The sequence below is a fragment of the Streptomyces sp. NPDC101227 genome, from assembly GCF_044767545.1.
Lineage (GTDB): Bacteria > Actinomycetota > Actinomycetes > Streptomycetales > Streptomycetaceae > Streptomyces.
Window position 1 is genome coordinate 617,180 of sequence record NZ_JBIWOD010000001.1, and the last position, 25,734, is coordinate 642,913.

Below are 25,734 nucleotides of genomic sequence, written 5' to 3' on the forward strand. Positions count from 1 at the left end.
TCCCGGCGGCACCACTCGCCGGGCGACCCCTCCCCCCTCCCTCGGTGCGCGCACGTAACCCGCCTTCTGTGCGCCCCGCCGCCCCGAACACGATCAAGCGGCTTCCCGGTGCCCCCTCTACTGCTGGGGGAGGCTCTTGGCGATCATCTCGGCCGTGGCCTGGTCCAGGTTCGCGGTCTGGATTCCCCGGGACTCAAGGAAGCTCTTCAGGCGCGGGTCTATGCCTGCCGCTGCGGGGGCTGGCGGCTGCGGTGCGGGGGCTGCGGGGGCCGCGGCTGCCCATGCGCCGATGTCGCCCGGAGCGGTCTGGGCGAGCGGGTCTGGCGCGGTGTAGCTGGCGCTGTAGTTCTTCGGCGGCATGCCCCGGCCCTTCTTCGCGGCCAGGTCGTCGCCCGTGTACGTGAGCGCGAGGACTCCGCCCACTTCGAGCTTTCGGGTCCCGGCCGCCCGTACGGCGTCCCGCACGGCGTTCGCCTTGCGGTATTCCAGGTACAGGGCGCGTACGCCTTCGTCTTCTGGGTCCTGCGGGTCTCGCTCCTCGGTCTGGATGTTGACCTGGAGCATCTGCTTGGGTCTGCCGTCCGGCCAGAACAGCGGCTCGTTCGTGTCGAAGTCCCGCTTCTGGACGAGTACCGGTTCGGTGGTGATGGCGCCGGACCAGGTGATGGGGGGCGGGCCGTTGAAGGACGCGGACTTGGTGCCGCCTCCCATGAGCCAGTCGGACGGGTCGGGCGTGGGGCCGGGGGTCGGGTACGTCATTGGGTGTGTCCTTTGCAGCCTTTGGCGGTGTTCGTTTTGAAGGGGCAGAACCGGCAGTCGTCGGCCGTGGTGAACGCGTCGAATCGGCGTGGGTTGCCGTCACGGCCGAGGTGGTGTGCTCGGGCAGCGATGTCGTCGGCTCTGGCCAGAGCGGCCAGGGCAATCGACTTGTCGTACGGCTCGGTCCAGACGTGCAGGCCCTTGAGTGAGCTGGCCTCGCGCGGCCACGCGACGATGGCGACGTGCTCTACGTGCTCGCCGTCGCTGATGGCGGCATACGCGTAGGTGTGGACCTGGACGCGGTACGTGTTGGAGGGGCCGTCGAGCCTGAGCTTGCTGAGGGACGAGTTCCCCATGCATTTGTGGTCGGCGAACAGGAGCATCGTCCTGTCCAGGAGATCCCCGGTCCCTTTGGGCACGGTCGCGGAGGGCAGGGTCAGGGGCATCTCGGTGGCGTAGCGGCCGGTGCCGTGGTCGGCCCACCGGAACATGTCGGCGAGGCCGGCGTGGATGCAGGTCCCGACGAAGGCCGCCCACCCGTCGCCGCCGGGGTTGACGGGAGGCACCTGCATCAGTGACATGGCTATTCGCCGGTCACATGGGGTGCCGATCTCGGATGGGCCGAGATGGGCCTGCGCGGACCGGTTGTCGGCGCTCTCCCGGTTGTCGTAGGCGTAGAAGAGTTCCTTAACCCTGCCTGCGATTTCGGCGGCCAGCCCCTCCATTGCTGGGGCCGACCGCCGAGCGGGCTTGTCCGTGCTTGCCATGAGCCATTCGTTGGCTTCATCCATGCCCGAACCGTTCGTAGGCGTCGGCTATCACAGTGGCCATGGCCTTGATGTCGCCGGCGGGGTAGCCGCACTCTTCGAGAACCTGGGCGAGGACTTCCCGCCTGCGCCACTTGGCGTGAATGTCGGGATCCAGGTCAAGGAATTGATGGCGCTGCTCAGCCAACTGACCTTCGCGGTAGCTGCTCATGGTGTCGTTCCGTTCACGAGGTCCATCACCGTGCCGCAGAGAATGAAGAACGCAAGCACTGCGGCCACGGCAAGCACGGTGAATTTGTAGTTACTCGTCGGCTTGCGGTGTGAGCCTGCGCGCCGGGGGTGCGATGAGGTAGGCGACTGCCCTGGCGAAAAAGTCTTTGGAGTCTCTGCCGTGTCCGAGCATGTTGTTGCAGGGTCGGCAGAGCAGTCCTCGAACAGCTCCGGTCTGATGGTCATGGTCGACGCTCAATCTCCTGGTGGCCCCTGTGGCTCTTTGGCAGATGGCGCAGACGCCGCCCTGGAGTTCTTTGAGGCGGTCGTAGTCGCGGTGGCCGAGCCCGTAGACATTGGCTACGTGTGAGGCGTGTGCGGCTTCCTTGCGGCGTTTCTGTTCGGCTCGCCAATGGGTGGCGCAGCGTGGGCCGGGGTGAGGGGCCGGGCGGTGCTTCTTGCCCGTTTCGGCAGGGCAGTCTTTGCAGGGCTTCACGGCTCGATCCCTCGGTAGAGGTGGTCGACGAGCCATACGACGCCGCCGAGGAGTGCGGCTTGCCCTGCGGTGCGGATGAGCGGGTGTCTCTTCGCGCCCAGGGCGTATCGCATGTGTGCGGTCAGCGGGGCGTCGTACTCGGCGGTGCGGATCGCGGCCACCTCGGCGGCGACGAAGTAGGCCACCCAGCCCGCCCAGACGATCGACCATTTCGTTCGGGTGCTCATCTGCCTGCGAGCGCCTCGTAGCGCTCTCGGGCGGGGAGGTCTTCCGCGTGGTGTTCGGCGGCTCGGCGGGCCACTTCCTCTTCGGTGAGGGTCCGCTTGGCCTGCATGACGATCTTGAGTTCCTGGGTGTCCCAGTGGGGCAGCGTCATCGCGATCACCCTTTCCAGGGCATGAAGAACCCCCGTCACGGTGTGTGTGACGGGGGTGTCAGTGGGGGGGGCATCGTGCACATATCGTGCACATTTTTCGAGGATGAACCGGGATGCGACGAGACCCGCCGGGATGCGTTTTCGCAGGCCAGCGGGCCTTTAGCGCAGAAGGCGCAGGTCAGGAATCAGCTGCGGAGAGATGCGGGGGATCGTCCGAATCGGGCCGCTCCGGCGCCGCGCACGGCGCCTTCCTCCCGTTCCCGGGACGCGGGGAATCTCCAGAGAACATTCGGGGCGCATTCAGTGGGCCGCAGCGCGACATCGCGCGGTCTTCCACGACATCGCGCGGCCTTCCAGGAAGAAGCCGCCGCCCGCGACAGGCGTGCGGACGCGGTGCCGCACGGTCACCCGCGGCGCCGCATCCGCACGCCGTGTGAGGGCCTCAGCCCTCCTCCACGAGCGGCTGCGAGGAAGTGCACAGCGCCCAGATGACGAACGCGTCGAGCGCGATCACGACGATGGCCCACAGGGGGAAGTAGGGCAGCCAGATGAAGTTGAGGACCATGCTCAGGCCCGCCACGACCACGCCGACGACGCGTGCCCAGGTGGCGCCGGTGAACAGCGCGACGCCGGCGATGGCGACGACGATGCCGAGGATGAGATGAATCCAGCCCCACGCGGTGAGGTTGAACTGGAAGACGTAATGCGAGGTGCTGATGAATACCTTGTCCGTGGCGATGGCGGAGATTCCCTCGAAAATCGCCATGATGCCGCCGAATATCATCACCACCGCGGCGAAGAGCGTCCATCCCGCCGCGGCGGTACTACTTTCGGCGGTGCGGGGGGCGTTGCCCATGGGGGTCTCCCCGGCGTGAGTGGCCATGTCGGGCTCCTTTGCGCGAAAGTCGCCGCGGTCCGGGCCAGCCGACGCGCGGCCTCATGAACCAGACTGACACGTCGTCTACGGGTCAGCATCCGAGAGGGCATTGTGCGAGGTCAGGCGGGAGATGGAAGGAATTCCCGGGCCGCGCCGCGCCACTCCGTACGCGGTCAAACGACCGGGTGGGGAACGGCCGGAGAGGCTTTCCGGCCGACGGGGCCGATAACGGGCCGTGGACCGGCCGTACATGAATGCGTCGCCGGCGAAAGGGCGGCCCCGGCCGCCGCGTTGCCGGATGTCAGCTTCGCTTTTCCTCGTCCTTCTCCTGGGCCGAGACCGCAATGATTTCCTTACGGAAGAATGCGGGGCTGAGTACGCGGTATATCAGCATCAGCACGGCGCCGAGGATCAGCCCGCCGAGGCCCGTGACGAAGACGCCACCCAGCTGCCAGTGCGGCGGGAACGGCAGGGTCCACGAGGTGCTGCCGTAGTCCGGGGCGGCGTAGACGACACAGGCGTAGACGAAGAAGTACAGCAGCATCACGCCGCCCAGGCCCGGCATGATCCCCTTGGTCCACAGGGTGCGAGGGCTGCTCAGGAGCACCTTGCGGAAGTACCAGACGCAGGCGAAGCCGGTGAGCCCGTAGTAGAAGGCAATCATCAGGCCGACCGATCCGATGGAGTCCGCCAGTAGGTTCTCGCTCACCCGCGACAGCAGCACGAAGAAGACGATGGAGGCCAGGCCCATGCCGACGGTGGACCACGTCGGGGTCAGGAAGCGGGGGTGGATGCGGGCGAAGTTCGCGGGCAGGGCCTTGAACGTGGCCATCGAGAGCGTGGTGCGGGCCGTGGGCAGGATGGTCGTCTGGGTGGACGCCGCGGCGGAGGTCAGCACCATCAGGATCAGCAGCTTGGTCAGGGCCTGGCCGCCGGCGCCGCTGCCGAAGATCTCGTTGCCGAGGTGGGACAGCACATCCGAGGAATTCTCCGGATTGGCCAGCCCGATGCCGGTCGTCTTCACACCGGCGAAGCTCTGCGCCGACGTGGTGACCAGGAGATAGACGCAGAGCAGGATGACCGTGGAGGCGACCGCGGCGCGTCCCGGGGTGCGGGTACGGTCCGCGGTCTCCTCGTTGACCGATACGCAGCTGTCCCAGCCCCAGTAGATGAACACGGTGGTGAGGATGCCCGTGGTGAAGGCGTCCAGGGACCTGATCTGTGTGGGGTCGAACCACGACCAGGCGATGTGCAGCGACGAGCCGGGCGCCGTGCCCGAGTAGACCTTCACCAGCGCCGTCACCGCGAGCACCAGCAGCATCGCCACCTCGACGGTCAGCAGGACCTTCTGCAGGTTGGCCGAGACCTCGATGCCTATGTAGCAGATCCACGTCATCAGGGCGATCCACACCACCCCGGCCACCATGGTCCACAGCGTGCTCTTCGCCAGCCCCGCGGCGCCGACCAGCTCGAACCCGTACTGGCCGGCGATCTGCGCCAGATTCGCCATGACGATGATGTCCGCGGCGACGATGCCCCAGCCGCCCAGCCAGCCGGTGTGCGGCCCGAACGCCCGTGAGGCCCAGGTGAACGTCGTGCCGCAGTCCGGGTCGACCTGGTTGAGCCCCTTGTAGCCGTAGGCGATCAAGAGCATGGGGAGGAAGGCCAGGACGATGATGATCGGCGACTGGATACCGACGATACCGACGATGACGCCGAGGGTGGCGGCCAGGCTGTAGGCGGGGGCGGTGGACGCCAGACCGATCACGGTGCTGGCGAACAGTCCCAGTGCGCCGCCTTTGAGGCCCTTGTCCGTACCGGCCGAGGGCGCTCCGCCGGAGGGGCCCGCAGGGGGCGGGGCAGCAGACGACGTCATGGCCTCCTCCGCTCGCAGAACAACTCGCAGAACAAGGGGCACGTCGGAACGAGCGGCGCGTCAACCCGAAATTCTCCTCCCTTCGCAAGGGGCTTTCAACAGGAGTGGCTTCGGCGGGGGAGTCGCGGGAGGGCGGTGACGGGCCGAGCGAGGGGCGTGCAGCGACGAAGGCGCGCGCGGGGCGCGGGGCGATCCGCGGCGGCGGTCGGCGCGGCCCCGCCCGGACTCTTGACCGTACGCGGTCAGAGAGTAAAGTCTAGACCAATTGGAGCACCCTCGCGTCATCCCCCTCACACCCCCCACTCAACGAGCGCGAAAGGGTTGACAGTTGACATGAATCGGAAGAGAAGGCTGGCCCTCGCCATCGGCGCCGCAATCGCTCCGTTCCTCGTCGTCACCATGCCGGCCGCGCCGGCCAGTGCGCACGGCTATGTGTCCACTCCGCCCAGCAGGCAGGCGCAATGCGCCGCCGGCACCATCGAATGCGGCCCGATCAAATGGGAGCCGCAGAGTGTCGAAGGCCCCAAGGGGCTGACCAGTTGCAGCGGCGGCAACAGCCAGTTCGCCGATCTCGACGACGACTCCAAGGGGTGGCAGGTCACCCCGGTCGGCAGCTCCCAGACCTTCACCTGGAAGCTGACGGCGCGTCACTCCACCAGCACTTGGCAGTACTTCGTCGGCGGGCAGAAGGTCGCCGAATTCAACGACGCGGTGCGCAGCCGCCGGCGACGGTCACCCACACCGTGAACTTCGGCGGCATCACCGGCAAGCAGAAGATCCTCGCGGTCTGGAACATCGCCGATACCGCGAACGCCTTCTACGCCTGCATCGACGTCAACATCGGCGGCTAGCGTCCGAGCGGCGCAGGCCCGAAGTCCCGCCGCCCCGGCCCGCGTACGGCCGCCGGGGCGGCGGGAGGGGACCCGCCACAGGCGTACGCGGGCGCATGCGGCGCCCGTACCGCCTCCGTGCCACGTCCGTACCGTCTCCCAGCAGGAGGAGCATGCCCGGTGCGGCAGACGCACCCGTTACGATCGGCCCCATCATGGCCGTCGTTCGTGGCCGCTGCCGGGAGGAAGAGATGGGACTGTTCCGCCGAGGACCGAAACGGGATTCCCGCGACCTCGCACGCGATGCCGAGTTCACCTTCTTCTCCGAGCGCGAGGGCGGCTTCTTCAGATCGCAGGTGCGGCAGGCCTTCGCCGAACTGGGCCTGGAAGTCACCGCGTACGCAGGGGTGGTCACCGACTCCGCAGGCCGTCAGTTCGGTCTCGGCAACCTCGCCGCCGTCTGCCACCGCGACCGGCGCGGTGAGCGCAGCTGGCCCGCGCTGATCCGCGACCACGTCGGCAAGGTCCTGCGCACCATGGACGGTCCCCAGCCGCTGGAGATCCTCTCCGAGGCGGAGATCCGGGCCTGCCTCTACCCCCGCATCGTGGCCCAGGAGACGCTGCCCGCCTCGGACTCCTTCCGGTACGGCCGCGAGCACGCCCCAGGGCTGCGGGAGGTGCTGGCCCTCGATCTGCCCGAGGCGGTGCAGACGCTGAGCGAGGACTCGCTGGCCGATCTCGGAGACGTGGCCGAGCTGCGGATCCGGGCGATGAACAACCTGCGCGCGCTGCCGGTGGAGGGGCACGAGACGGTGCGCCGCGGCGACGGGTCGGCGTTCGAGGTGCTGCTCGGCGACTCGTTCTTCACCGCGAGCCGGGTGCTGGTGCTCGACGAGCTGGTGGAGCGGCTCCTGGGCACGGAGCTCACCCCGGACGGTGCGCTGGTCGCGATGCCCTTCCGTCACCAGCTGGCCTTCCACCCCATCCAGGACGCTCAGGTCATCCCCGCCCTCCAGGCCATGGCGCAGTTCGCGGCGGCCGGGCACGAGGACGCGGCGGGCGCCATCAGCCCCAAGGTGTTCTGGTGGCGCCGGGGCGTGCTGACCCCGCTGAGCGAGCCGCACGGCGACGGGCTGCGGGTGGTCGTGGACGTGGACTTCCAGGACATGCTGGAGCGGCTGGTGCAGGACGAGGCGTGAGCCGTCCGGAATCCCGTAGGGCAGGGGCAGGGGCAGGGGTCGCGGTAGCCGGTCGGTAGCCGCAGTCGTCCCGCGGCCGTATCGAATCCGTAAGAAAAGCCTCCGGTCCGGGAACCTCCGCCGGCTCCCGCCCGTTTTTACTGGTGAGGTCCCGCGTTCTCCCCCGTGCGCGGGGCCTCACCACGTCGGCCGCCCTCACTCCCCGAGCATGGCCCGCTCCTCCTCGGTGAACAGCCGCGACCGGATCAGAAAGCGGACGCCCTCCGGCGCCTCCAGCGAGAAACCGCTGCCCCGCCCCGGGACGACGTCCACGGTCAGATGGGTATGCCGCCAGCGCGCGAACTGGTCCGCCGACATCCAGAACCCCACCCGCTCCGGCACGCCCTCCACGGCCAGCCGCGCCAGCAGCACATCCGACGCACCGGTACGGAACTCCCCGGCCGGGTAGCACATGGGGGCACTGCCGTCGCAGCAGCCGCCGGACTGGTGGAACATCAGCGGCCCGTGCTGAGCGCGCAGCAGCCGCAGCAGCTCCACGGCCGCCGCGGTGAGCCCGATCCGCGCCGCCTCCTCTGCCGTCCCGGCCGTCAGCTCCTCGGCCATCAGCACCCCCTCGGCGTCGTCGCCGACCGGTCGACCGGCAGTTCCTGCATCCCGTCGTGGCACATCCGCCAACCCCTCCTGACCAGCCAAAACGAACGCATGCCGCGGCCCGTGACGGCGGTGCACCGGTCCGGAACCGGTCCGGATCGCGGTCACCGAGACCGTATGGCGGCGGTGCGTCAGTCAACCCGTTGCCAGGTTGCACGATGGTTGCACGCAGCGCCGAACGCCCCCGCCGCGTCCCGCCGGGCGCCCCGCCCGCCCGGGTGAGCCGTGTCTCACCCGGGCCGTGCGGCTTGTCTATGCAACGAGTTGCATAGAAGGATTCGAGGTATGGCGCTCGAACACGCGATCCTCGTCTCCCTGCTGGAGAAGCCGGGCTCCGGCTATGAGCTGTCCCGGCGGTTCGAGCGGTCCATCGGATACTTCTGGACCGCCAGCCATCAGCAGATCTACCGCGTCCTCAAGCGCATGGAGAGCGACGGCTGGATCGACGTCCACGAGGTGCCGCAGCAGGCCCGGCCGGACAAGAAGGAGTACTCCGTCGCCGCCCTCGGCCATGCCGCCCTGTCCCAGTGGCTGCACGAGCCGATCGAACCCGAGAGCATCCGGCACGACCTCGCCGTGAAGATCCGCGGAGCGGCCTTCGACGACCCGGCCGCACTGATCCAGGAGGTCGAGCGGCACCACCAGGCGCACACCGACCGGCTCGCGCACTACCTCGCGGGGGAGCGGCGCGACTTCACCGGTCCCGATGCGCCCGCAACGCCCGACGCCGGGCGCGAGCTGCAACACGTGGTGCTGCGCGGCGGAATCGCCTACGAGCGAATGACGATCGCCTGGCTCGACGACGTACTCACCACCCTCCACCGGCTCGGTCCCGGGCGCTGAAACCGGCGCCCCCGCACCACCCGCCCGGCCCGACCGCCCCGACGACCCGGACCACTCGGTTCACCGCCACCGACCGCAAGTTCCGCAAGCCCACACCCTCAACCCCAGCCGGAAAGGCGAATACCCATGGCCCTGTCCGACCCGCTGCTGTTCAACCCGCGCACCTACGACCCGGCGCACTTCGACCCCGAGACCCGCAGGCTGCTGCGCGCCACCGTCGACTGGTTCGAGGAGCGCGGCAAGCGCAAGCTGATAGAGGACTACCGCTCCCGTGCCTGGCTGGCGGACTTCCTCGCGTTCTCCGCGAAGGAAGGGCTGTTCGCGGCCTTCCTCACGCCGTCCTCCGCCGCCGACGGGCAGCCGGACAAGCGCTGGGACACCGCCCGGATCGCCGCCCTGAACGAGATCTTCGGCTTCTACGGGCTCGACTACTGGTACGCGTGGCAGGTCACCATCCTCGGCCTCGGCCCCGTCTGGCAGAGCGACAACGCCGCCGCCCGCACCCGCGCGGCCGAACTCCTCTCCCAGGGCGAGGTGTTCGCCTTCGGCCTGTCCGAGAAGGCCCATGGCGCCGACATCTACTCCACCGACATGCTGCTGGAGCCCGACGGCAACGGCGGCTTCCGGGCCAGCGGCTCCAAGTACTACATCGGCAACGGCAACGCCGCCGGGCTGGTCTCCGTCTTCGGCCGCCGCACCGACGTCGAGGGCCCGGACGGCTATGTCTTCTTCGCCGCCGACAGCCGCCACCCCGCGTACCACCTCGTCAAGAACGTCGTCGACTCCTCCAAGTACGTCAGCGAGTTCCGCCTCGACGACTACCCGGTCGCCCCCGACGACATCCTGCACACCGGCCGCGCCGCCTTCGACGCCGCCCTCAACACCGTCAACGTCGGCAAGTTCAACCTCTGCACCGGCGCCATCGGCATCTGCGAGCACGCGATGTACGAGGCCGTCACCCATGCGCAGAACCGCATCCTCTACGGCCGGCCCGTCACCGCCTTCCCGCATGTGCGCCGCGAGCTGACCGACGCCTATGTCCGCCTCGTCGGGATGAAGCTGTTCAGCGACCGCGCCGTCGACTACTTCCGCTCCGCGGGCCCCGACGACCGCCGTTACCTGCTCTTCAACCCGATGACGAAGATGAAGGTGACCACCGAGGGCGAGAAGGTCATCGACCTGATGTGGGACGTCATCGCCGCCAAGGGCTTTGAGAAGGACACCTACTTCGCGCAGGCCGCCACCGAGATCCGGGGCCTGCCGAAGCTGGAGGGCACGGTCCACGTCAACCTCGCCCTGATCCTCAAGTTCATGGGCAACCACCTGCTGAACCCGGCCGAGTACGAGCCCGTGCCGTCCCGCCTCGACGCGGCCGACGACGCGTTCCTCTTCCGGCAGGGACCGGCCCGCGGCCTGGGTGCCATCCGCTTCCACGACTGGCGGCCCGCCTACGACGGCTACGCCCATGTGTCGAACGTCGGTCGCTTCCGGGAGCAGGCGGACGCCCTGTGCGAGTTCGTCACCACCGCCGCCCCCGGCGAGGAGCAGAGCCGCGACCTCGACCTTCTGCTCGCCGTCGGCCAGCTGTTCGCGCTGGTCGTGCACGGCCAGCTGATCCTGGAGCAGGCCCGACTGACCGGCCTTGACGAGGACGTGCTCGACGAGCTGTTCGCCGTGCTCGTACGCGACTTCTCCGCGCACGCCGTCGAACTGCACGGCAAGGACTCCGCCACCGCCGAACAGCAGCGCTGGGCGCTGGGCGCGGTCCGGCGCCCCGTCGTCGACGAGGCCCGCTCGACGCGCGTCTGGGAGCGTGTCGAGGCACTGGCCGGGGCGTACGAGATGGCCCCGTAAGCCGGAGCACGCCGGTCGGCGATCCGCACGACGGACCGGCGGGCCCGGCCGACATTCACGCATGTCGGCCGGGCCCGCCGCCTTGCGCCCCCTTTGGGGATCGCCCGGTCGGCCGCACTGACTGTTGCGCCGGGCCCCTGCGGGGTACCTCGCCATGGATCGCGGACCGTGACCCTGGCGCCGCGGACCCGGAACCGAAGGAGCCGCCGTGAAGTTCGGTGTACCGGCCTTCGTCGCACCGGTGGCCCGGCGGGACCCGGCCGCCACGGGCCCGGCATGCCGGGGATGACGAGCGGGCAGGCCCGGGAGCGCTTCGCCCGGGCCCGGATCGCCCGCCTCGCGACCACCGACGCCGCCGGCCGCCCGCACCTGGTCCCCATGGTGTTCGCCCTGACCGGCGACACGGTGACCTTCGCCGTCGACCACAAGCCGAAGCGGTCGGCGCGGCTGAAGCGGCTGGCCAACATCCGCGCCCACCCCGAGGTCTGCCTCCTCGTCGACGGCTACGACGAGGACTGGGACCGCCTGTGGTGGGCACGCGCGGACGGCACGGCCGTCGTGCTGCCACCGGCCGACGGCTCGCCCGTGTCCGCGCGGTACGTACGCCTGCTGACCGGAAAGTACCGACAGCAGTACGCGGACCGCCCGCCCCAAGGGCCCGTGGTGGAAATCGCGGTGGCCCGTTGGTCCGGCTGGCACGCCACCTGAGGGCGGGTGACCGGGGCGGGACGGGGATGCCGGGCCGGCGGTCCGTACGGGGAGTCACCGGCGCCGGCACCGGGCGTTGCCTCAGGCGTCCCGGATGGCGGCGATGATCCGGCGGGCCCACTGGGCGGGGGTGTGGTCGTCCAGGAGACCGGCGAGTTGGGTGAGGTGCTCTCTGCGTCGGCCCGGGGGCGTGTTCAGCGCGCGGTCGAGGGTGTCGACCAGATCGCGGCGGGAATGCGGGTCCGTGAGGAAGGCCGCGGGGGCGAACTGCGAGGCGGCTCCGGTGTGGCGGGAGAGGATCAGCATTCCGGAGAGGCCGACGGCAGCCTGGGCGGCGATGAATTCCTTGGCCGTGAGATTCATGCCGTCCGCGAGTGACGTCACCCAGAACACATCGGCTGCGAGGTAGTGGTCCACCACCTCGGCGAAGGGCAGGGCCGCGGGAATGTAGTCGACGGGTTCCCAATCGGCCGTGCGCCAGGTCCGGTTCAGTTCGGTGACGGCGCGTTCGAGGCGGGTGCGGGTGGTGTCGTAGGCGCGGATTCCCGGTTCGGGCGGCGGGCAGACGAGACGGAAGCGCAACCGGCCGCGCAGATCCGGCCGTCGGGAGAGCAGGGTGGAGAGCGCCTGCACCTTTTGCAGGGGGGCCTTGGCGTAGTCGAGGCGTTCCACCGAAAGGACCAGAGCGGAGCCGTGCGCACGACGGCGGGGCGGGCGGGCGCGGGCCAGCGTCTCGACCGTCCGGCGGTCGATGGGCAGCGGATGCACTCCCACGCGAGGCGAGCGGGGGACCCCGGTGAGCGCCTGCCGGAAGTGGTCGGCGAAGCCGGCGGTGTGGAAGCCCGCCCAGTCCAGGCAGGCCAGGGAGGTTCGGAGCTGTTCCGCGGTGGGGATGCGGGCGAACACCTCCGGCGCGGGGAAGGGGGTGTGGTGGAACAGGCCGAGGCGCAGGTCGGGCCGTGCGGCGCGCAGGATGCCGGGGACCAGCCAGAGGTTGTAGTCGTGGAGCCAGACGGTGGCGCCATGGGCCGCGTGGGCGCTGATGTGATCGGCGAACGCGGCGTTGACCCACTCGTAGTCGGCCCAGGACGAGGCGGCGTGCCGGATGAGGCCGGGCCGGGACATCAGGGCGGGCCAGAGCGTCTCCTTGCACGCGCGGTGGAAGTAGCCCCTCCAGTGAGCGGGCGTCACCGGCAGAAAGGCCAGCGGGAGGCCGGTGCGGTGAGGGCCCGGCCGGCCTCCGGAGAAGTCGCCGACCAGGGCGGCCGCCCAGATGGCGTCAAGGCCGTCGCCGCCCGCGTGGAACAGGCCCTGCAGCGTGGGCAGGATCCCGTTGGGACTGACCGGCTGCTGCCATGATCCGTCGGCCCAGTGCACCGGCGGCCGGTGGTAGCCGATCACGGTGGGGAAGGTGGGTTCCACCCAGCCCAGGTGCTCCAGGGCGGACAGGATCGCGCCCGCGCCCTGCCGGCCCGGCCGGTGCACGGGGGAGCGGGGCGGCAGTCGCTCGCGGAGGGCGGGCTCGGCGTTGCCCACGATCACGCCGTGCGCGCCCAGCTCGAACAGCGACAGGTCATTGAGGGAGTCGCCCGCCACCAGGATGGACGCCATGGGCCATTGCAGCTTGCCCGCCAGTAAGGACAGTGCGTTGCCCTTGCTCGCCGACGAGGGCAGTACGTCGAAGTAGCGGCCGGCGGAGTAGGTCCAGCCGCAGCCCAACTCGTCCACCGCAGTGGTGATCTCCGGAGACAGCAGCTCGGGGTCGAGATAGAACGAGCAGCGTCCGTCCTGGGCCACACCGTCCTGGTGGACGAGCTCGGGAAAGCGCGCCAGGGCCGTCCGGACGCCCTCCTGCCCGGGCCATCCGCTTCGCAGCTGGTTCTGCAGGACGTCGAGGCGGCTCATGTCCGTGGCATCGATGACGCTCGCACCGACGTCCCCGATGATCCACCGGGGCCGCGGGACGAGCGGATCGCACGCGAGGATCTCCTCGACGGAGGACAGCCCGCGGCCGGTCGCGAACACCAGGGTGATCTCCGGGTGGCGGTCCAGCGCCTCCCGCAGCCGCCGGCGGTCGCCACGGTCCCCGCCCAGCAGGGTTCCGTCCAAGTCGGTCACCAGCACCCTGACACCGTCCACCGGCGCGGGCTCGCGCGCCGCCTGCTCGCCCGTCAGCAGTCCAGCCATGCCTCGCCCCTGTCGTCGTCGGAATGCCTACGAAGTCGTCTCGCCGGCGGACTGCCCGCGGAGCCGGAGCCGGAGCCGGAGCCGCCTGGCCGTTGCTGCACGCGCGCAGTCGACATGCCTCCGGTGCGCGCACGCAGCCGTCGCGCCGTCGAAGCGCGCACTTCGCCGTCGCGGACATGCGTACGGATCACGCCGGGAGGCGCGCCACCCACCGCTCCAGACCCGCCGCATCCAGGGCGGCGCTGGAGCCCGTGCCGGTGACCGACGCCGTACCGCAGGCGACGCCCGCGGCCAGGCACTCGGCGAGCGCCGCGCCCTCCAGCCGGCGGTGCAGAAACCCCACGTTGAAGCAGTCACCGGCTCCCGTGGTGTCCGCGACCTCCACCGGAAGGGAACGCTGCGCGATCCGTACGCCGTTCTCCGCCGCGACGGCGCCCCTGTCGCCCTGCTTGACGACCACCGTGGAGACCAGGCCCGCCAGTACCTCCATGGCCTCGCCAACGGTGTCCGCCCCGGTCATCCGCAGCGCCTCCGCGCTGTTGGGGGCGAACACATCGACCTGGCCGAGCACCTTCTGCACCGCGGGCATATCGACGCTTCCGGGGTAGTCCTGACAGTCCATGAACACCGTCGCCCCCAGGCGCGCCGCGATATCCAGCGCCTCGGAAATGTCCGGGCCGTATTGCAGAAACGGCAGCATCAGGGCCGTCGGCCGGTACGTTTCGATCAGTTCGCCAAGAGGACGGGCGTCAACCGGATCCTCGTAGGCGATCATCGCCCGGTCGTCCGGGCGGGACAGCGCGACCGTGACGTTGCGCACCGGGCGCGGGTGGTGCCGAAAGCCCTGCTCGTTCAGGTCCTCTGCGCGTGCCACCGCGAGGACCTCTTGGCTGAAGACATCATTGCCGAAGTCCGCGGCCCACACCGCGGCCCGACCCAGCCGCCGCAACCCCATGGCCAAGGTGAACGCCCCGCCGGGCACCATGCCGAACCCCTGGGCCCACACCTCGTTGCCGAACGCCACCGGACCCGCCAGCCCCCGGAACACCAAGTCAACCGAATACGCCCCGACCACGAGCACCCGGTCACCGGCCGTGGCGCCACTCACCTGCTCGGCCCGAACGCCGGACTCTTCCCGCCCGCCCGCACGCACCTTCTCCGCATCCACCGCTCCCGCCTGACGATGCGACCCGCTCTCGTCCATCAGCGGCCCCACACACAAGCCCGGGATCGCCGCCGTCCCCGAAGAGCGGCAGCCGACCGGCCGGAGACGGGTGCTCCGGAGACCGGGGAGCCGCAATGCCGATGCATCATGGCGGGACTGTAGGCAAACACGCAGTGAACGTGATCGGTAACTCACGGGTATGTCCGAAAATGAATGCCGACGGACCACGTTCCGTCCGCGACGCCCCTCACCGCGGGCACGCCGGGAGCGGCACAAAAATCCCGCGACGCAGGGCAAAGAGGGGTGTTAGCTTCCGCAATCATGGAACCCATCGGCGAAAAAGACCTGCGTGCCTCCTTCGTGAACTGCTCGAAGGGCGAGGCGCGCCGGCTCAGTGTGCCGCGGGACCTGCCCGAACTCCCCTGGGCGGACCTGGACTTCCTGGGCTGGCGCGACCCGGGAGCACCCGATCGCGGCTATCTCGTCACCGAGTACGCGGGCGATCTCGTCGGCGTCACGCTCCGCACCCCGCAGAGCTCCCACAGGAGCTTCACCAGGACCACCGCCTGCGCGATGTGCCTGACCGGTCACCCGGGATCGGGGGTCTCGCTGCTCGCCGCGCCCAGGGCCGGCACCCCCGGCCGCCAGGGCAACACTGTCGGCGCCTACTTCTGCTCCGACCTGGCGTGCTCTCTCTACCTCCGGGGAAAGAAGCAGACCGGACTGCTGCGTTATGAGGAGACGCTCACTCTGGACGAGCGCGTCACCCGTACGCTCACCAATCTGCACGTCTTCCTGGACAAGGTCCTCGCACCCTGACCGAAGCGGTCGATTTGCCGGTCCGCAGTCCCTGGTCCGCGGTCCCCGGAAATACCTACGGGTAACCTCGCGTTGAACCGCCGGACGAGGGCGAGGCGCCCCGCTCCACGGCGACGGAGCAGCCCCCGGCGGCAACCCACCCGGCGAGCGACCCAGAACGGTGGCAATCCATGGCAGACCACGATCTGACCGGCTTCGACCGCAGCACCTTCACCCACGACGGCATCACCCACCGGATTCTGCGGCGCGGCACCGGACCCGCCGTCATCGTGCTGGCGGAGATACCGGGCATCACGCCCAAGGTGCTGGAGTTCGCGGAACGCGTCGCCGCGATCGGCTGCACCGCCGTGCTCCCGGTGCTCTTCGGTACGCCCGGCCGCGAGGCCGACCCGGCGGCCACCGGACGGCTGAAGTTCGGGCGCTACATGGCCTCATCGATCTGGAAAGTGTGCGTGAGCCGGGAATTCACCGTGCTGGCCACCGGGAAAACGTCCCCCGTGGTGACCTGGCTGCGGGCCCTGGCCGCGTACGAGCACGAGCGCTGCGGCGGCCCCGGCGTCGGGGCCGTCGGCATGTGTCTCACCGGCGGCTTCGCCCTGGCCATGGCCGCCGATGAGCGCCTCCTCGCCCCCGTCCTCTCCCAGCCGTCCCTACCGCTGGCCCTCACCAAGAGCCGCGCCGACGGCATCGATATCTCCGCCGAAGACCTCGCCGCCGTCCGCGGCCGCTGCGAACGTGACGGCCTTCGGGTCATGGGGCTGCGGTTCCGCGGCGACCGGTTGGTTCCGGGCGACCGATTCGCCTTCCTGCGCCGCGAACTCGGTGAGGCGTTCACCGCCGTCGAACTGGACGACTCCGCCGCGAATCCCGATGCGGCGCTGGCGCCGCACTCCGTGCTGACCAGCCACCTCATCGACGAACCCGGCCAGCCGACCCGCGCGGCGCTGGACGAGGTGCTGGACCTCTTCCGCACCCGCTTGCTCGATCAGCGCGACGCCCCGGCCGCGAAGACGCCGACCACTCCAGGAGCGGAGTGACCCCAGGGGCTCAGCGCGACCAGGCCGTTGTCAGTGGCCGGGGCTACCGTGCAAGGGACAACGGCTCCACACGACCCACGCCACACGACCGACTCAACACGGCGAGCTCAACACGGCGAATTCGGCATGACGAACTCGGCATGACCAAGGGGAGACCATGACCACACTCACGGACCGGCCGAACACCGCACTTCTCGTCGTCGACGTGCAGAGCGGCGTCGTCGAGGGGGCTCACGAGCGCGACGCGGTCGTCGCAAACATCGGCGGCCTTGTGGAGAGGGCGCGGGGGGCCGACGTCCCGGTCGTCTGGGTCCGTCACTCCGACGAGGGTCTCCAGAAGGGGAGCGACGACTGGCGGATCGTCTCCGAGCTGACTCCGGGCGACGCCGAGCCGCTCATCGAGAAGAGCTACGGCGACTCCTTCGAGGACACCGCCCTGGAGGCCGTGCTGTCGGGCCTGGGGATCGGGCGACTGGTCGTCGTCGGCGCAGAGACCGACGCATGCATCCGCTCCACGCTCCATGGCGCGTTCGTCAGGGGATACGACGCGATACTCGTCAGTGACGCCCACACGACGGGGGACAAGACGGCATGGGGCGCGCCGCCGCCGGACCAGGTCATCGCGCACACGAACCTCTACTGGACCTACCAGACGGCGCCGGGACGTACGGCCGGGACGATCGAGACCAAGGACGTCGCCTTCGACGGCAGCAAGTCCTGAGGCGCCGCAGTGGCCCGGTGCGGCGGCACACCAAATCGGCGCGCCCGTAGGCAAGTTGGCCAGGCGTCGCCGCCGGCTGTTCAGTTCGTTCGGCGTCCGGGGACCACCAGACCGGTTTCGTAGGCGGCGATCACGGCCTGGACCCGGTCGCGGAGTCCGAGCTTGGTGAGGACGTTGCTGACATGCGTCTTCACGGTGTGCTCGCTCACCACCAGCGCCGTGGCGATCTCCGCATTGGACAGGCCGCCGCCGAGCAGCCGCATCGTCTCGCGCTCGCGGGCGGTGAGGACGTCCAGGCGTTCGGTCCGCGGCGGCGGCACGGCGGCGCCCGAGGTGAAGGCGGCGATCAGGGTGCGGGTGACGGCGGGGGCGAGCAGCGAGTCGCCCGCCGCGACCACGCGGACCGCGTGCACGAGGTCGTCCCGGCGTACGTCCTTGAGCAGGAAGCCGCTCGCGCCCGCGCACAGGGCGTCGAAGAGATAGTCGTCCAGCCCCCAGGTGGTCAGCATGATCACCCGGCAGTCCGTTTCGCCGCAGATGATCCGGGCCGCCTCGATCCCGTCCATCCCCGGCATCCGGATGTCGAGCAGAACGACGTCGGGGCGGTGGGCGCGGGCGGCGCCGACCGCCTCGAACCCGTCCCCGCTCTCCGCGACCACCTCGATGCCGGGCTGCGCCGCCAGGATCATGGCGAACCCGGCGCGTACCAGCTCCTGATCGTCGGCCACCACCACGCGGATCGTCATGCCATCACCCCTGCTTCCGGCGCGGCCAGGGGCAGCCGCGCCCACACTTCGAATCCCGGGAGGCGGTCCTCCCGGGGGCCCGCCGTCGCGGTCCCGCCGCAGGCGGCGGCCCGCTCGCGGAGGCCGATCAGGCCGTTCCCGCCGGACGGAAGGTTCTTTCCCGCGCCGCGGCCGTCGTCGACGACGCGTATCTCCAGCCCGTCGTCACGCCAGCGCAGGCGTATCTCGGCGCGGTCCGCGCCCGCGTGCTTGACGACGTTGGTCAGCGCCTCCTGCACGATCCGGTACGCCGCGGCACCGCAGTCGGCGGGCACCGGACGTGGCTCGCCGTCGGCGGTGCAGGACACCTCCAGACCCGCCCCTTCGACCTGGCGGGCGAGCGCGGGCAGGTCGTGGATCGTCGGCTGCGGGTCGCGCGGGCCGTCCTCGTCCTTGAGGACGGCCAGCATCCGGCGCAGCTGGTCCAGGGCGTCGCGGCCGGTGCCGGCGATCGCGCCGAACGCGGCCGCGGCGCGCGCCGGTTCCGTGTCCAGCGCGACCGGCCCGGCCTCGGCCTGGACGACCATCAGGCTGATCGAATGGGCCAGCACGTCGTGCATGTCCCGGGCGATCCGGGCGCGTTCGCGTTCGGCGGCGCGCTCCTCGTCCATCCGGCGTTCGCGTTCGAGGCGGGCGGCGCGTTCGGCCAGTACGGCCGCCTCGGCGCGGGAGCCGGCGGAGGCCCGGCCGAGCGCGTAGGCGGCGACGTACAGGACGACGCCGCGCGTCGCGGTGTCCGGCGAGCCGACCGTGGCGATGCCGCCCACGCACATCGCCAGGAACACCGGTATCCGCACCCGGGGCGGGGAGACGGACGCCATCCCGTACAACGCGATGAGGGTTCCGTACCAGAGCGGCTGGGGAGCGACCGGGGCGGCGAGGTCGTAGAGGCTGGAGAAGGTGGCGCAGACCAGCAGGACCGTCGCCGGCGCGCGCCGCCGCACCGCCAGGGGAAGCGATGCCCCGACCGCCACGAAGTACCCCCACCAGTGCCAGGGACGTCCGCTGTCGCTGTGCTTGAACAACAGGGGCGCCATCTGCGCGACGGTGGTGACGACGGCGAGCGTGACCTCCGACCACGGCGAACCCGCCAGGCGGCGGAGCGAGGGGGGTATCGGCAGCGCGGGCACGGGGAGGGATTCTTCCACGGGGGAGTGCCGGGGGTGTGCGACGGCCCGACGGACCCTCAGCTGTGTGCGGTGGCAGGCGGGGTGCCACGGCCGGGGAACGGCGCGAGTCCGGCGCACAGCAACAGACCCACGGCCGGCAGGGCGTCCAGTCCCAGGAGGGAGACCAGCACGGCGAGCACCACCGCCACCGTCCGCCATACAGGAACGGCCCGGACCACCGCGAGCCGGCAGAACATGACGAGCAGTCCGACGAAGAGCAGCACGGGTCCCACGGCGTAGACGACGAGGCTCACCCCGGGGACGCTCTGGACGTCGGCGAACATTCCCCGCATGGCCGCGTGGTCCGCCGCGAGCGCACCGACGACGAGATCGACGGAGATCTGCGCCATGGTGCAGACGGCACCGACGAGGCCAATGGCGGCCGTTGCCGTGGCGAATGGGCCGCGGCCCGCCAGCCGCCGCAGTTCCAGGAACACCGGCACGAACAGGATCAATGCGGCGAGGAAGGCGAGGTGACCGGCCGTCCAGGCCGGGCCGGGACCGCGCTCGCCGTCCATGCCGTCCAGGGCGCGGAGGCCCGCGTAGGCGGTGACGAGGACTGGGGCGGTGGTGAAGGCGACGGATTTGTTCATGCCGTGGATCCTTGCCGCGGTGGCACCACCCGGACATCGCCGACGTGACCCATCTTCGCCTCCCCCGGAGGAGGGAGGAGCGGCCGGTCGGGGGTGCCTTCGCGTACGGTGCGGCGATGCCCGACCCGGCGCATCCTGGCGCGCAATTCACGGTCGCTTTCGACGAGACGCTCAACACGGCAGTGGATAAACCGAACCGGTTGACCGGTTGGTTTTGTGCGACGGTAACGCCCCGCCGTATTCGTGTCACACGTCACACCCAGGCGAGTCTTGGTGTGCCACCCGGCGGAAGGTTAACGATGAGACACTGTCAACAACTCGAACTACTGAACCATTTAGGGGGCAGAAAAGTGAAGGTGACGATTTCGCCGCGCTTCTCCGAAGTCGACGTGCTTGGCCATGTCACGAACTCCGCAGTGCCGATCTGGTTCGAGCACGGTCGGATGCCAATTTTCCGGCTGTTCAGCAAGGAACCGAACATGCGCGATCTCGCGCTCATCCTGCGCCGCTACGAGATCGACTTCACCCGACAGATTTTCGCATCCGTCGACGTCACCATCGAGACGAAGGTGACGAAGGTCGGCAACACCTCGATCGCCATCGAACAGATCGCCACACAGGATGGCGCCGAAGTCGCCCGCGGTACCTGCATCATGGTCCATTTTGATTACGAAAGGGAAGCCACCACCAGCATCCCGGACCACCTGCGAGCCGAACTGAGCGCGCTGTAGAACCATTTCCCTTCCTCGGCTGAGATTGGAGCCAGTATCTTGAGCGTGTCGCGCAACCCATTGGTCGACCTTGATTCGCCCGACTTCCTTGACCAATTCCGGAGCAGTATCGACGAGTTCGACAGCGCCCGACTACCGCATGAGCCGCTGTCCAGGGAAAGCCTTCGGAAGCTGGTCGACTTAGGCATCTACTTACCGGCGATCCCTCGCGAGTACGGCGGCCGGGAAAGCCATCAGGAGATGTGCGAGGTCATCGAGATCATGTCCGAGCGCAATCTGCCGATGGGCATGTACACGATGATCGTGACTGTCCTCTTCCTCCGCAACGTGGCGGCCGGCGGCGATGACGCGCTGAAGGAAGAGGTCTTCGACGACTTCGCCAACAACCCCGTCATCGGTGGTCTCGCCTTCACTGAACCGGGGAGCGGTTCGAACCTCGCACGCATGGAGACCACGTACCACGACGACGGGGACACGTACCGGATCACCGGAACCAAGCACTGGCAGGCGTTCAGCGAGCAGGCGGACTGGTGGATAATCTGCGCCAAGCATCCTGAGCGCAAGGAATTCGCGTACTTCGCCCACAAGCGATCGGACGGCGGATTCGTGACCACCGAGGTCTACGACAGCCTGGGGCTGAAGAACCTCGGATACGGACTCAACACCCTGGACCTGCGCGTCCCCCGCCATTACAGGCTCACCAAGACCCGGGAGGGCCTGGGCGATGCCGCCGAGATCCTGTGCGCGTCCCGGTTCAGCAAGGCCGCCATGGCCAGTGGATTCCTGCGTCGACTGAGCACGGAGTCGCTGCGTCAGGTCAGCGGCAGAAAGATCGGTGACGGCACACTGCACGACATCGACTACGTGCGGTACAAGGTCAATCGCATCAAGCAGAACTATGTCGTGTGCAATGCGCTGTACCGGCAGTTGATGCTGACGGAGAACTACTACACGGACCTGGAAAACAGCATGTTCGCCTCACTGGCGACCAAGGTGCTGGCCTCCGAACTCATGCTGGAATCGGCTATCGACTACCAGCAACTGTGCGGCGGCGAAGGGTACCGAAAGGGTGCGCCGGACAACATCGCCGCGTACGCCCTGCTCGACGCGCGCGTCTACACCGTCTTCGACGGCACGAACGACCTGCTGTGCCAGCATCTGGCCAATCTGTTCCTGCGCCGGTTCCAGCAGTCCGGGCTCCGGTCGCCGCTGGAGTTCATCGGCCGGTTCGGATATCTGGAGGACGCGTTCTCCGACCTCACCGACATCAATCTCAGTCCTATCGCTGACGCGCCGTCGCAGGACAGGACCGTGATCCTGGGACGCATCCTGTCCAGAATTTACGGAATCAGCGCACTGCAGAAATCGTCCCGATCGGCTGCGCCCAGCGCGCGGCTCGCCGTGGACGACGCCGACTACCCGAAGGCGATCGCGGTACTGAAGAACGAGATCGTCGGCCTGGTGAACGAGTGCGAGCTGGCCGCCCGACTCGTCGGCACGCAGACGGCGCCGGGGGCGATGCGTCCGCACGGCACCACGGTCACTTTCGACTCCAAGGTGGGAATGCGCCAGTGACCGGCGAGACCAAGAAACTCAAGGTTTCGCTCATCGCGTTGACGTTCGTCATCCTCTACGGATCAGGATTTGTGGGCGGCCGATATGGCCTGCCCTATGCGGAGCCTTTCTACTACCTGGCCATCCGGTTCGGCGCGACCGCGGTTATCTTGTTCGCCCTGATCCTGTGTCTGAGGGTCAGCTGGCCGCGGTCGGGCTATGTCCACCTCATCCTCAGCGGCATCCTGCTGCAAGGTGTGTTCTCCGTCGGGGTGTTCTACGCGCTCTACCACGGCATGACACCCGCGGTTTCGGCACTCATCATCGCGCTGCAGCCCATTCTGGTGTGGCTGATGGTCTCCGTCGTGACCGCGAGAAAGGTCCGGCCGCTGTCGGTGCTGGCCCTGATCGGTGGGGTCATCGGTGTCGCCATCACGGTGTACCGGGGCCTGGAATCGTCATCCGGGCTCACCCCGACCAATATCGCCTTCGGATTCCTCGGCCTGGTAGGACTGTCCGCCGGACAGTTCTATTACCAGATGAAGAACCCCGGCGCCCATCTGCTGATCAATGGATTCGTTCAGTCCGGCTCGTCGGCCGTCGTCATGCTCGTCGGCGGACTCATCTTCGAGAAGGGCATCATCCACTGGACACCGAAGCTGCTGCTGTCGGAACTGTGGATGTCGGTCGGCGTCTCGATCGGTGCGCTCAGCCTGCTCTTCGTCCTGATGCGTTCGGAGAGCGCGGACCGGGTGGCGTCGTACTTCTACGGCGTACCGATCGCCGCGGGGCTGATCGCCTGGCCCGTACTGAGCCAGCGCCCGACAGTGTCGGAGATCATCGGGTTCGCGGTCATCATGGTCTCGATCACGGTCTTCAACCGCAGCAGCAGACCACCCGGCGCCAAGGACGCGCCCGCGGTGCCGGCCGACGACCCCGTGCCGGCGACGGACCGCCCCTGAGCGGGCCGGGGACCGGCGACGGCGGCTGACGCTCCGTTGCCGGTCCCTGCCGCTTGGAGCGGCGCCGTTCTCGTAGATGGAAAGGTGTCGCGAAAAGGGAATCATGTCGCAGGCCGGTAACTTCATCGTCGGGAAAGAATCGAGAAGAGCGGCGCGCGCGACTACCTCCACCCATCAATGGGAGAATCCTCAGTCATTCGAAAAGAGGGAATTCGCGCATCCGGATTCCTCCGGCCGCCAAAAATCCGGCTCCATCCCACTTCCCGCTTCCCCTCGATATTCCGGCGACCACCGGGAGGAGACGGCCGTACGGCCGGAGCTCCCGCCGCGCCGACGAGATCATCGTCGCCGCAGATGAACACCTCACCCCGCAAGCCGAGTTCGCCCACTTCCGTCACCGTGTGCAGATCGCTACTGCGCGCACAGGGAACGGAGCTCTGCCCGGGATGCGAGAACGCATCACCCCGCAGACAATGGAAATAGCGGGATCTTCGTGACGGCACGCATGAGCCGCGACCCGCTGTGCACGCCCCGCGGGTAAGGGGGCTTCGGTTCGGGGCATCCGCGGAGCCCGGTCTGAGGGCGCGCTCTTTTCCGGAGGCGTCGAGATGGCTGTACTTTTCTTCGATATCGGTGACACGCTCGCGGACGCGAGCATCGGAGCTGATGGATCGTTGACTCTCCGCCCGCGGCCCCGCGTGTTCGAAGTTCTCGATGCGCTCTCGGGCATGCGGAAAGGCATTATTTCGAACCCGGGCACCGGGGAGGCCGCGCGCGCCCGTGCGGTGGCGGCGCTGAACGCGGCCTTCGCGGGCCGGTTCACCGAGGACGGTCTCCTTCACTGGGGTGCGAAGACCGCTCGGGGGATCTTCGACGACGCGGTGGCGAGTGCGGGCGTCGGGGCCGACGACTGCGTATTCGTGGGGGAAGACCCCGATGAGCGCGCGTTCGCCCGCGAGGCCGGAATGCGCGCTGCCGCCCACCCGGTTTTCACCCTCGCCGCCGTCGAGGGCCGTCCTGTGTTCTGGGCGAGAATCGAGCTGCCGGAGGGCCGGAGTCCGACCGATCTCGAGGTGATCGCGAACGCCGGTGAAATCGTTCCGGTCCATGTGGCCTCCGGCCACCTGGTCCTCGTCATGGCGACCGCGCGGGGTGTGGAGGCACTCGAGCAGGGCGGGTTCGCGGCCGACCTCAGAGGTCAGGTGGAGGAGACGTTCGCCTTTCTGGTGCGCGACGACCGTCCGGTTTCCCTCCCGCAGGCTTTCGCGGACACCTCGGGGGCATCCAGGGCAACGGCTGAGGCGCGAATGCGCGCCGCGGCCGCGTTCGCCTTCGTCTCGAACGCGTTCGACGGGCAGGGGCCGCCGGTCGTCCCTCTCGGTCCGGCTCCGGGCGGCGTCTACGTCGCCGCCGCGGCCGGCACCCCCATCGAAGATCTGCACATCGCGGAGGCGAAACCCGGGCACACCGAGCGCCTGCTCCCCGACCCGGCCCTGCTCTCCCGGCCGGGGGAGGCCCAAGCCGTCGGCTTCGCCGAGGAGTTCGCCGACGGCGGACCCACTGCGGAGACGATCGCCGCGGTACGCGAGGCCATCACGCCCGCGTCCCTGCGCGGCCACATCGCCCGTGTTTCCGGCGCCGCCCCGCTGGTCGAGGGTGAGTCGTTGAAGGTCCGCAGCCGTGACGCGTCGAGCGCCGACAACGCTCTCGTTGTCAGCGCGCTCGTTCGCCGGCTCCATGACCTCGGCCTTGTCGTCAGACGCCATGAGTTCTCGTGGCGGGGACACAGGCTCTCCAACGTCGAGGCGGAGTTCCGCGTCGCGGCAGCGGACTCGGCCGTGCTCGTCACGGCACATCTCGATTCGACCGCGGCCAGGGGAGAGTTCTTCGACAGCGGCGGGCTGCCGCGCGCCTATGACCCCGCCATCGACCCGGCACCCGGGGCCGACGATGACGGCAGCGGTATCGCGGCGGTCATGGCGGCGGCCGAATGCCTGAGCGCGATGGTCGCCGACGGCAGGGCACCGACGCGGACGGTGCGCTTCGTCCTCTTCAACGCCGAGGAGCAGGGCCTCGTCGGCAGCAAGGCCTACGCCCGTGCCGCGGCATCGGCTGGAGACAAGATCGCCGGCGTGCTCCAGATGGACATGATCGCGGGCTTCCAGGGCGGACCGCGCACGATGGAAATCCATACGGGTTCGTCCGTTCCCGGCCCGGTCGTGGGCGCATCCGACGCGCTCGGGGGTCTCGTCACACGGGCTGCCCCGGCGGTCGCATCCGGCTTCTCGCTCCAAGTGCTCGCGGGCTCCGCCGACCCGGCCGCGGGGCGGAGCGATCACGCGAGCTTCCACGAACGCGGTTGGGCGGCCGCCGCCATCTGCGAGAACTTCTTCGACGACACCGCGCCCGCGACCGGCACCCGGCAGTACCACAAGCCGGGCGACACCCTCTTCGACGAGGACCACGACACGGACTACGCCGCCGCGATCGCCCGAACGGTCGCGGCGGCGGCGCTCACTCTCGCGGGCCTCTGAAGCCCTATAAGGAGCACGCCACAAGGAGCAC

General features: G+C 69.2%; 25 protein-coding genes and 1 pseudogene. 13 read left to right on the plus strand and 13 right to left on the minus strand.

Annotation, left to right across the window (positions count from 1 at the left end):
* Positions 1 to 117: 117 nt before the first annotated feature.
* Both ACIRPT_RS02785 and ACIRPT_RS02790 read right to left on the minus strand, forming a co-directional pair.
* Complete coding sequence (locus tag ACIRPT_RS02785; protein ID WP_403821171.1) at positions 118 to 759, minus strand: hypothetical protein; 642 nt, start codon at positions 757 to 759, stop codon at positions 118 to 120.
* Entirely contained in the window at positions 756 to 1,550 is a 795-nt protein-coding gene (locus tag ACIRPT_RS02790) for a hypothetical protein (protein ID WP_403821174.1), read from the minus strand. The genes ACIRPT_RS02785 and ACIRPT_RS02790 overlap by 4 nt, the downstream gene beginning before the upstream one ends.
* On the opposite strand from ACIRPT_RS02790, the gene ACIRPT_RS02795 reads away from it, so the two are divergent.
* Entirely contained in the window at positions 1,549 to 1,827 is a 279-nt protein-coding gene (locus ACIRPT_RS02795) for a hypothetical protein (protein ID WP_403821177.1), read from the plus strand. The two genes, ACIRPT_RS02790 and ACIRPT_RS02795, sit on opposite strands and share 2 nt — an antisense overlap.
* Here the strand turns inward: ACIRPT_RS02795 and ACIRPT_RS02800 are convergent, their stop codons facing one another.
* The 5 genes from ACIRPT_RS02800 to ACIRPT_RS02820 all read right to left on the minus strand — a co-directional run bounded on the left by ACIRPT_RS02800 (position 1,828) and on the right by ACIRPT_RS02820 (position 5,361).
* The gene (locus ACIRPT_RS02800) at positions 1,828 to 2,268 is read right to left on the minus strand and encodes an endonuclease VII domain-containing protein (RefSeq protein ID WP_403821180.1); all 441 of its coding nucleotides are present in this window, start codon (positions 2,266 to 2,268) and stop codon (positions 1,828 to 1,830) included.
* Entirely contained in the window at positions 2,229 to 2,459 is a 231-nt protein-coding gene (locus tag ACIRPT_RS02805; protein ID WP_403498452.1) for a hypothetical protein, read from the minus strand. Before ACIRPT_RS02805 ends, ACIRPT_RS02800 begins: the two co-directional genes overlap by 40 nt.
* Entirely contained in the window at positions 2,456 to 2,608 is a 153-nt protein-coding gene (locus ACIRPT_RS02810; RefSeq protein ID WP_403498454.1) for a hypothetical protein, read from the minus strand. The genes ACIRPT_RS02805 and ACIRPT_RS02810 overlap by 4 nt, the downstream gene beginning before the upstream one ends.
* 442 nt (positions 2,609 to 3,050) lie before the next feature.
* A complete protein-coding gene (locus ACIRPT_RS02815) occupies positions 3,051 to 3,464 on the minus strand; it encodes a hypothetical protein (RefSeq protein WP_403821765.1) in 414 nt (137 codons plus the stop codon).
* A 322-nt stretch (positions 3,465 to 3,786) separates the two neighbouring features.
* The gene (locus tag ACIRPT_RS02820; protein ID WP_403821185.1) at positions 3,787 to 5,361 is read right to left on the minus strand and encodes an APC family permease; all 1,575 of its coding nucleotides are present in this window, start codon (positions 5,359 to 5,361) and stop codon (positions 3,787 to 3,789) included.
* 333 nt (positions 5,362 to 5,694) lie between these two features.
* Here ACIRPT_RS02820 and ACIRPT_RS02825 point away from each other — a divergent pair.
* Both ACIRPT_RS02825 and ACIRPT_RS02830 read left to right on the plus strand, forming a co-directional pair.
* Positions 5,695 to 6,212 (plus strand): annotated as a pseudogene (locus ACIRPT_RS02825) (lytic polysaccharide monooxygenase auxiliary activity family 9 protein).
* A 230-nt stretch (positions 6,213 to 6,442) separates the two neighbouring features.
* The gene (locus tag ACIRPT_RS02830; RefSeq protein WP_403821768.1) at positions 6,443 to 7,390 is read left to right on the plus strand and encodes a hypothetical protein; all 948 of its coding nucleotides are present in this window, start codon (positions 6,443 to 6,445) and stop codon (positions 7,388 to 7,390) included.
* A 195-nt stretch (positions 7,391 to 7,585) separates the two neighbouring features.
* On the opposite strand, the gene ACIRPT_RS02835 is transcribed toward ACIRPT_RS02830, so the two are convergent.
* The gene (locus ACIRPT_RS02835; RefSeq protein WP_403821188.1) at positions 7,586 to 7,993 is read right to left on the minus strand and encodes a DUF779 domain-containing protein; all 408 of its coding nucleotides are present in this window, start codon (positions 7,991 to 7,993) and stop codon (positions 7,586 to 7,588) included.
* Between the two features lie 333 nt (positions 7,994 to 8,326).
* On the opposite strand from ACIRPT_RS02835, the gene ACIRPT_RS02840 reads away from it, so the two are divergent.
* The 3 genes from ACIRPT_RS02840 (at position 8,327) to ACIRPT_RS02850 (ending at position 11,446) form a co-directional block, all read left to right on the plus strand.
* Positions 8,327 to 8,884, plus strand: coding sequence for a PadR family transcriptional regulator (locus ACIRPT_RS02840; RefSeq protein WP_403821191.1), 558 nt, complete (start codon positions 8,327 to 8,329; stop codon positions 8,882 to 8,884).
* A gap of 132 nt (positions 8,885 to 9,016) precedes the next feature.
* Positions 9,017 to 10,738 (plus strand): acyl-CoA dehydrogenase family protein, encoded by a 1,722-nt coding sequence (locus tag ACIRPT_RS02845; RefSeq protein WP_403821771.1) that lies wholly within the window; start codon positions 9,017 to 9,019, stop codon positions 10,736 to 10,738.
* Positions 10,739 to 11,014: 276 nt separating this feature from the next.
* Positions 11,015 to 11,446, plus strand: a complete 432-nt coding sequence (locus ACIRPT_RS02850; RefSeq protein WP_403821194.1) for a TIGR03668 family PPOX class F420-dependent oxidoreductase — start codon at positions 11,015 to 11,017, stop codon at positions 11,444 to 11,446.
* Positions 11,447 to 11,527: 81 nt separating this feature from the next.
* On the opposite strand, the gene ACIRPT_RS02855 is transcribed toward ACIRPT_RS02850, so the two are convergent.
* The gene (locus ACIRPT_RS02855) at positions 11,528 to 13,633 is read right to left on the minus strand and encodes a trehalose-6-phosphate synthase (protein ID WP_403821197.1); all 2,106 of its coding nucleotides are present in this window, start codon (positions 13,631 to 13,633) and stop codon (positions 11,528 to 11,530) included.
* A 187-nt stretch (positions 13,634 to 13,820) separates the two neighbouring features.
* The gene (locus ACIRPT_RS02860) at positions 13,821 to 14,837 is read right to left on the minus strand and encodes a carbohydrate kinase family protein (protein WP_403821200.1); all 1,017 of its coding nucleotides are present in this window, start codon (positions 14,835 to 14,837) and stop codon (positions 13,821 to 13,823) included.
* A gap of 282 nt (positions 14,838 to 15,119) precedes the next feature.
* Between ACIRPT_RS02860 and ACIRPT_RS02865 the strand changes: the two genes are divergently transcribed.
* From ACIRPT_RS02865 to ACIRPT_RS02875, 3 genes are all read left to right on the plus strand, one after another.
* Positions 15,120 to 15,617, plus strand: coding sequence for an FBP domain-containing protein (locus tag ACIRPT_RS02865; protein ID WP_403821203.1), 498 nt, complete (start codon positions 15,120 to 15,122; stop codon positions 15,615 to 15,617).
* 170 nt (positions 15,618 to 15,787) lie between these two features.
* Positions 15,788 to 16,654, plus strand: coding sequence for a dienelactone hydrolase family protein (locus tag ACIRPT_RS02870; protein ID WP_403821206.1), 867 nt, complete (start codon positions 15,788 to 15,790; stop codon positions 16,652 to 16,654).
* Between the two features lie 157 nt (positions 16,655 to 16,811).
* Positions 16,812 to 17,375 (plus strand): isochorismatase family protein, encoded by a 564-nt coding sequence (locus ACIRPT_RS02875; protein WP_403821209.1) that lies wholly within the window; start codon positions 16,812 to 16,814, stop codon positions 17,373 to 17,375.
* A gap of 80 nt (positions 17,376 to 17,455) precedes the next feature.
* Here ACIRPT_RS02875 and ACIRPT_RS02880 read toward each other — a convergent pair whose 3' ends face one another.
* The 3 genes from ACIRPT_RS02880 to ACIRPT_RS02890 are packed head-to-tail and all read right to left on the minus strand — an operon-like array spanning position 17,456 to position 19,922.
* Positions 17,456 to 18,121, minus strand: a complete 666-nt coding sequence (locus ACIRPT_RS02880; RefSeq protein WP_403821212.1) for a response regulator — start codon at positions 18,119 to 18,121, stop codon at positions 17,456 to 17,458.
* Positions 18,118 to 19,290: a sensor histidine kinase gene (locus ACIRPT_RS02885; RefSeq protein ID WP_403821215.1), complete on the minus strand. Its 1,173-nt coding sequence runs from the start codon at positions 19,288 to 19,290 to the stop codon at positions 18,118 to 18,120. Before ACIRPT_RS02885 ends, ACIRPT_RS02880 begins: the two co-directional genes overlap by 4 nt.
* Before the next feature lie 56 nt (positions 19,291 to 19,346).
* Positions 19,347 to 19,922 carry a hypothetical protein gene (locus tag ACIRPT_RS02890; protein WP_403821218.1) on the minus strand — a complete coding sequence of 192 codons (576 nt, stop codon included), beginning with the start codon at positions 19,920 to 19,922 and terminating at the stop codon, positions 19,347 to 19,349.
* 116 nt (positions 19,923 to 20,038) lie between these two features.
* On the opposite strand from ACIRPT_RS02890, the gene ACIRPT_RS02895 reads away from it, so the two are divergent.
* From ACIRPT_RS02895 to ACIRPT_RS02910, 4 genes are all read left to right on the plus strand, one after another.
* Positions 20,039 to 20,653: an acyl-CoA thioesterase gene (locus ACIRPT_RS02895; protein WP_403821221.1), complete on the plus strand. Its 615-nt coding sequence runs from the start codon at positions 20,039 to 20,041 to the stop codon at positions 20,651 to 20,653.
* 45 nt (positions 20,654 to 20,698) lie between these two features.
* Entirely contained in the window at positions 20,699 to 22,228 is a 1,530-nt protein-coding gene (locus tag ACIRPT_RS02900) for an acyl-CoA dehydrogenase family protein (protein ID WP_403821224.1), read from the plus strand.
* Positions 22,225 to 23,169, plus strand: coding sequence for a DMT family transporter (locus tag ACIRPT_RS02905; protein ID WP_403821227.1), 945 nt, complete (start codon positions 22,225 to 22,227; stop codon positions 23,167 to 23,169). The genes ACIRPT_RS02900 and ACIRPT_RS02905 overlap by 4 nt, the downstream gene beginning before the upstream one ends.
* Before the next feature lie 728 nt (positions 23,170 to 23,897).
* Positions 23,898 to 25,703, plus strand: coding sequence for a M28 family metallopeptidase (locus ACIRPT_RS02910; RefSeq protein ID WP_403821230.1), 1,806 nt, complete (start codon positions 23,898 to 23,900; stop codon positions 25,701 to 25,703).
* The last annotated feature ends 31 nt before the right edge of the window (positions 25,704 to 25,734 follow it).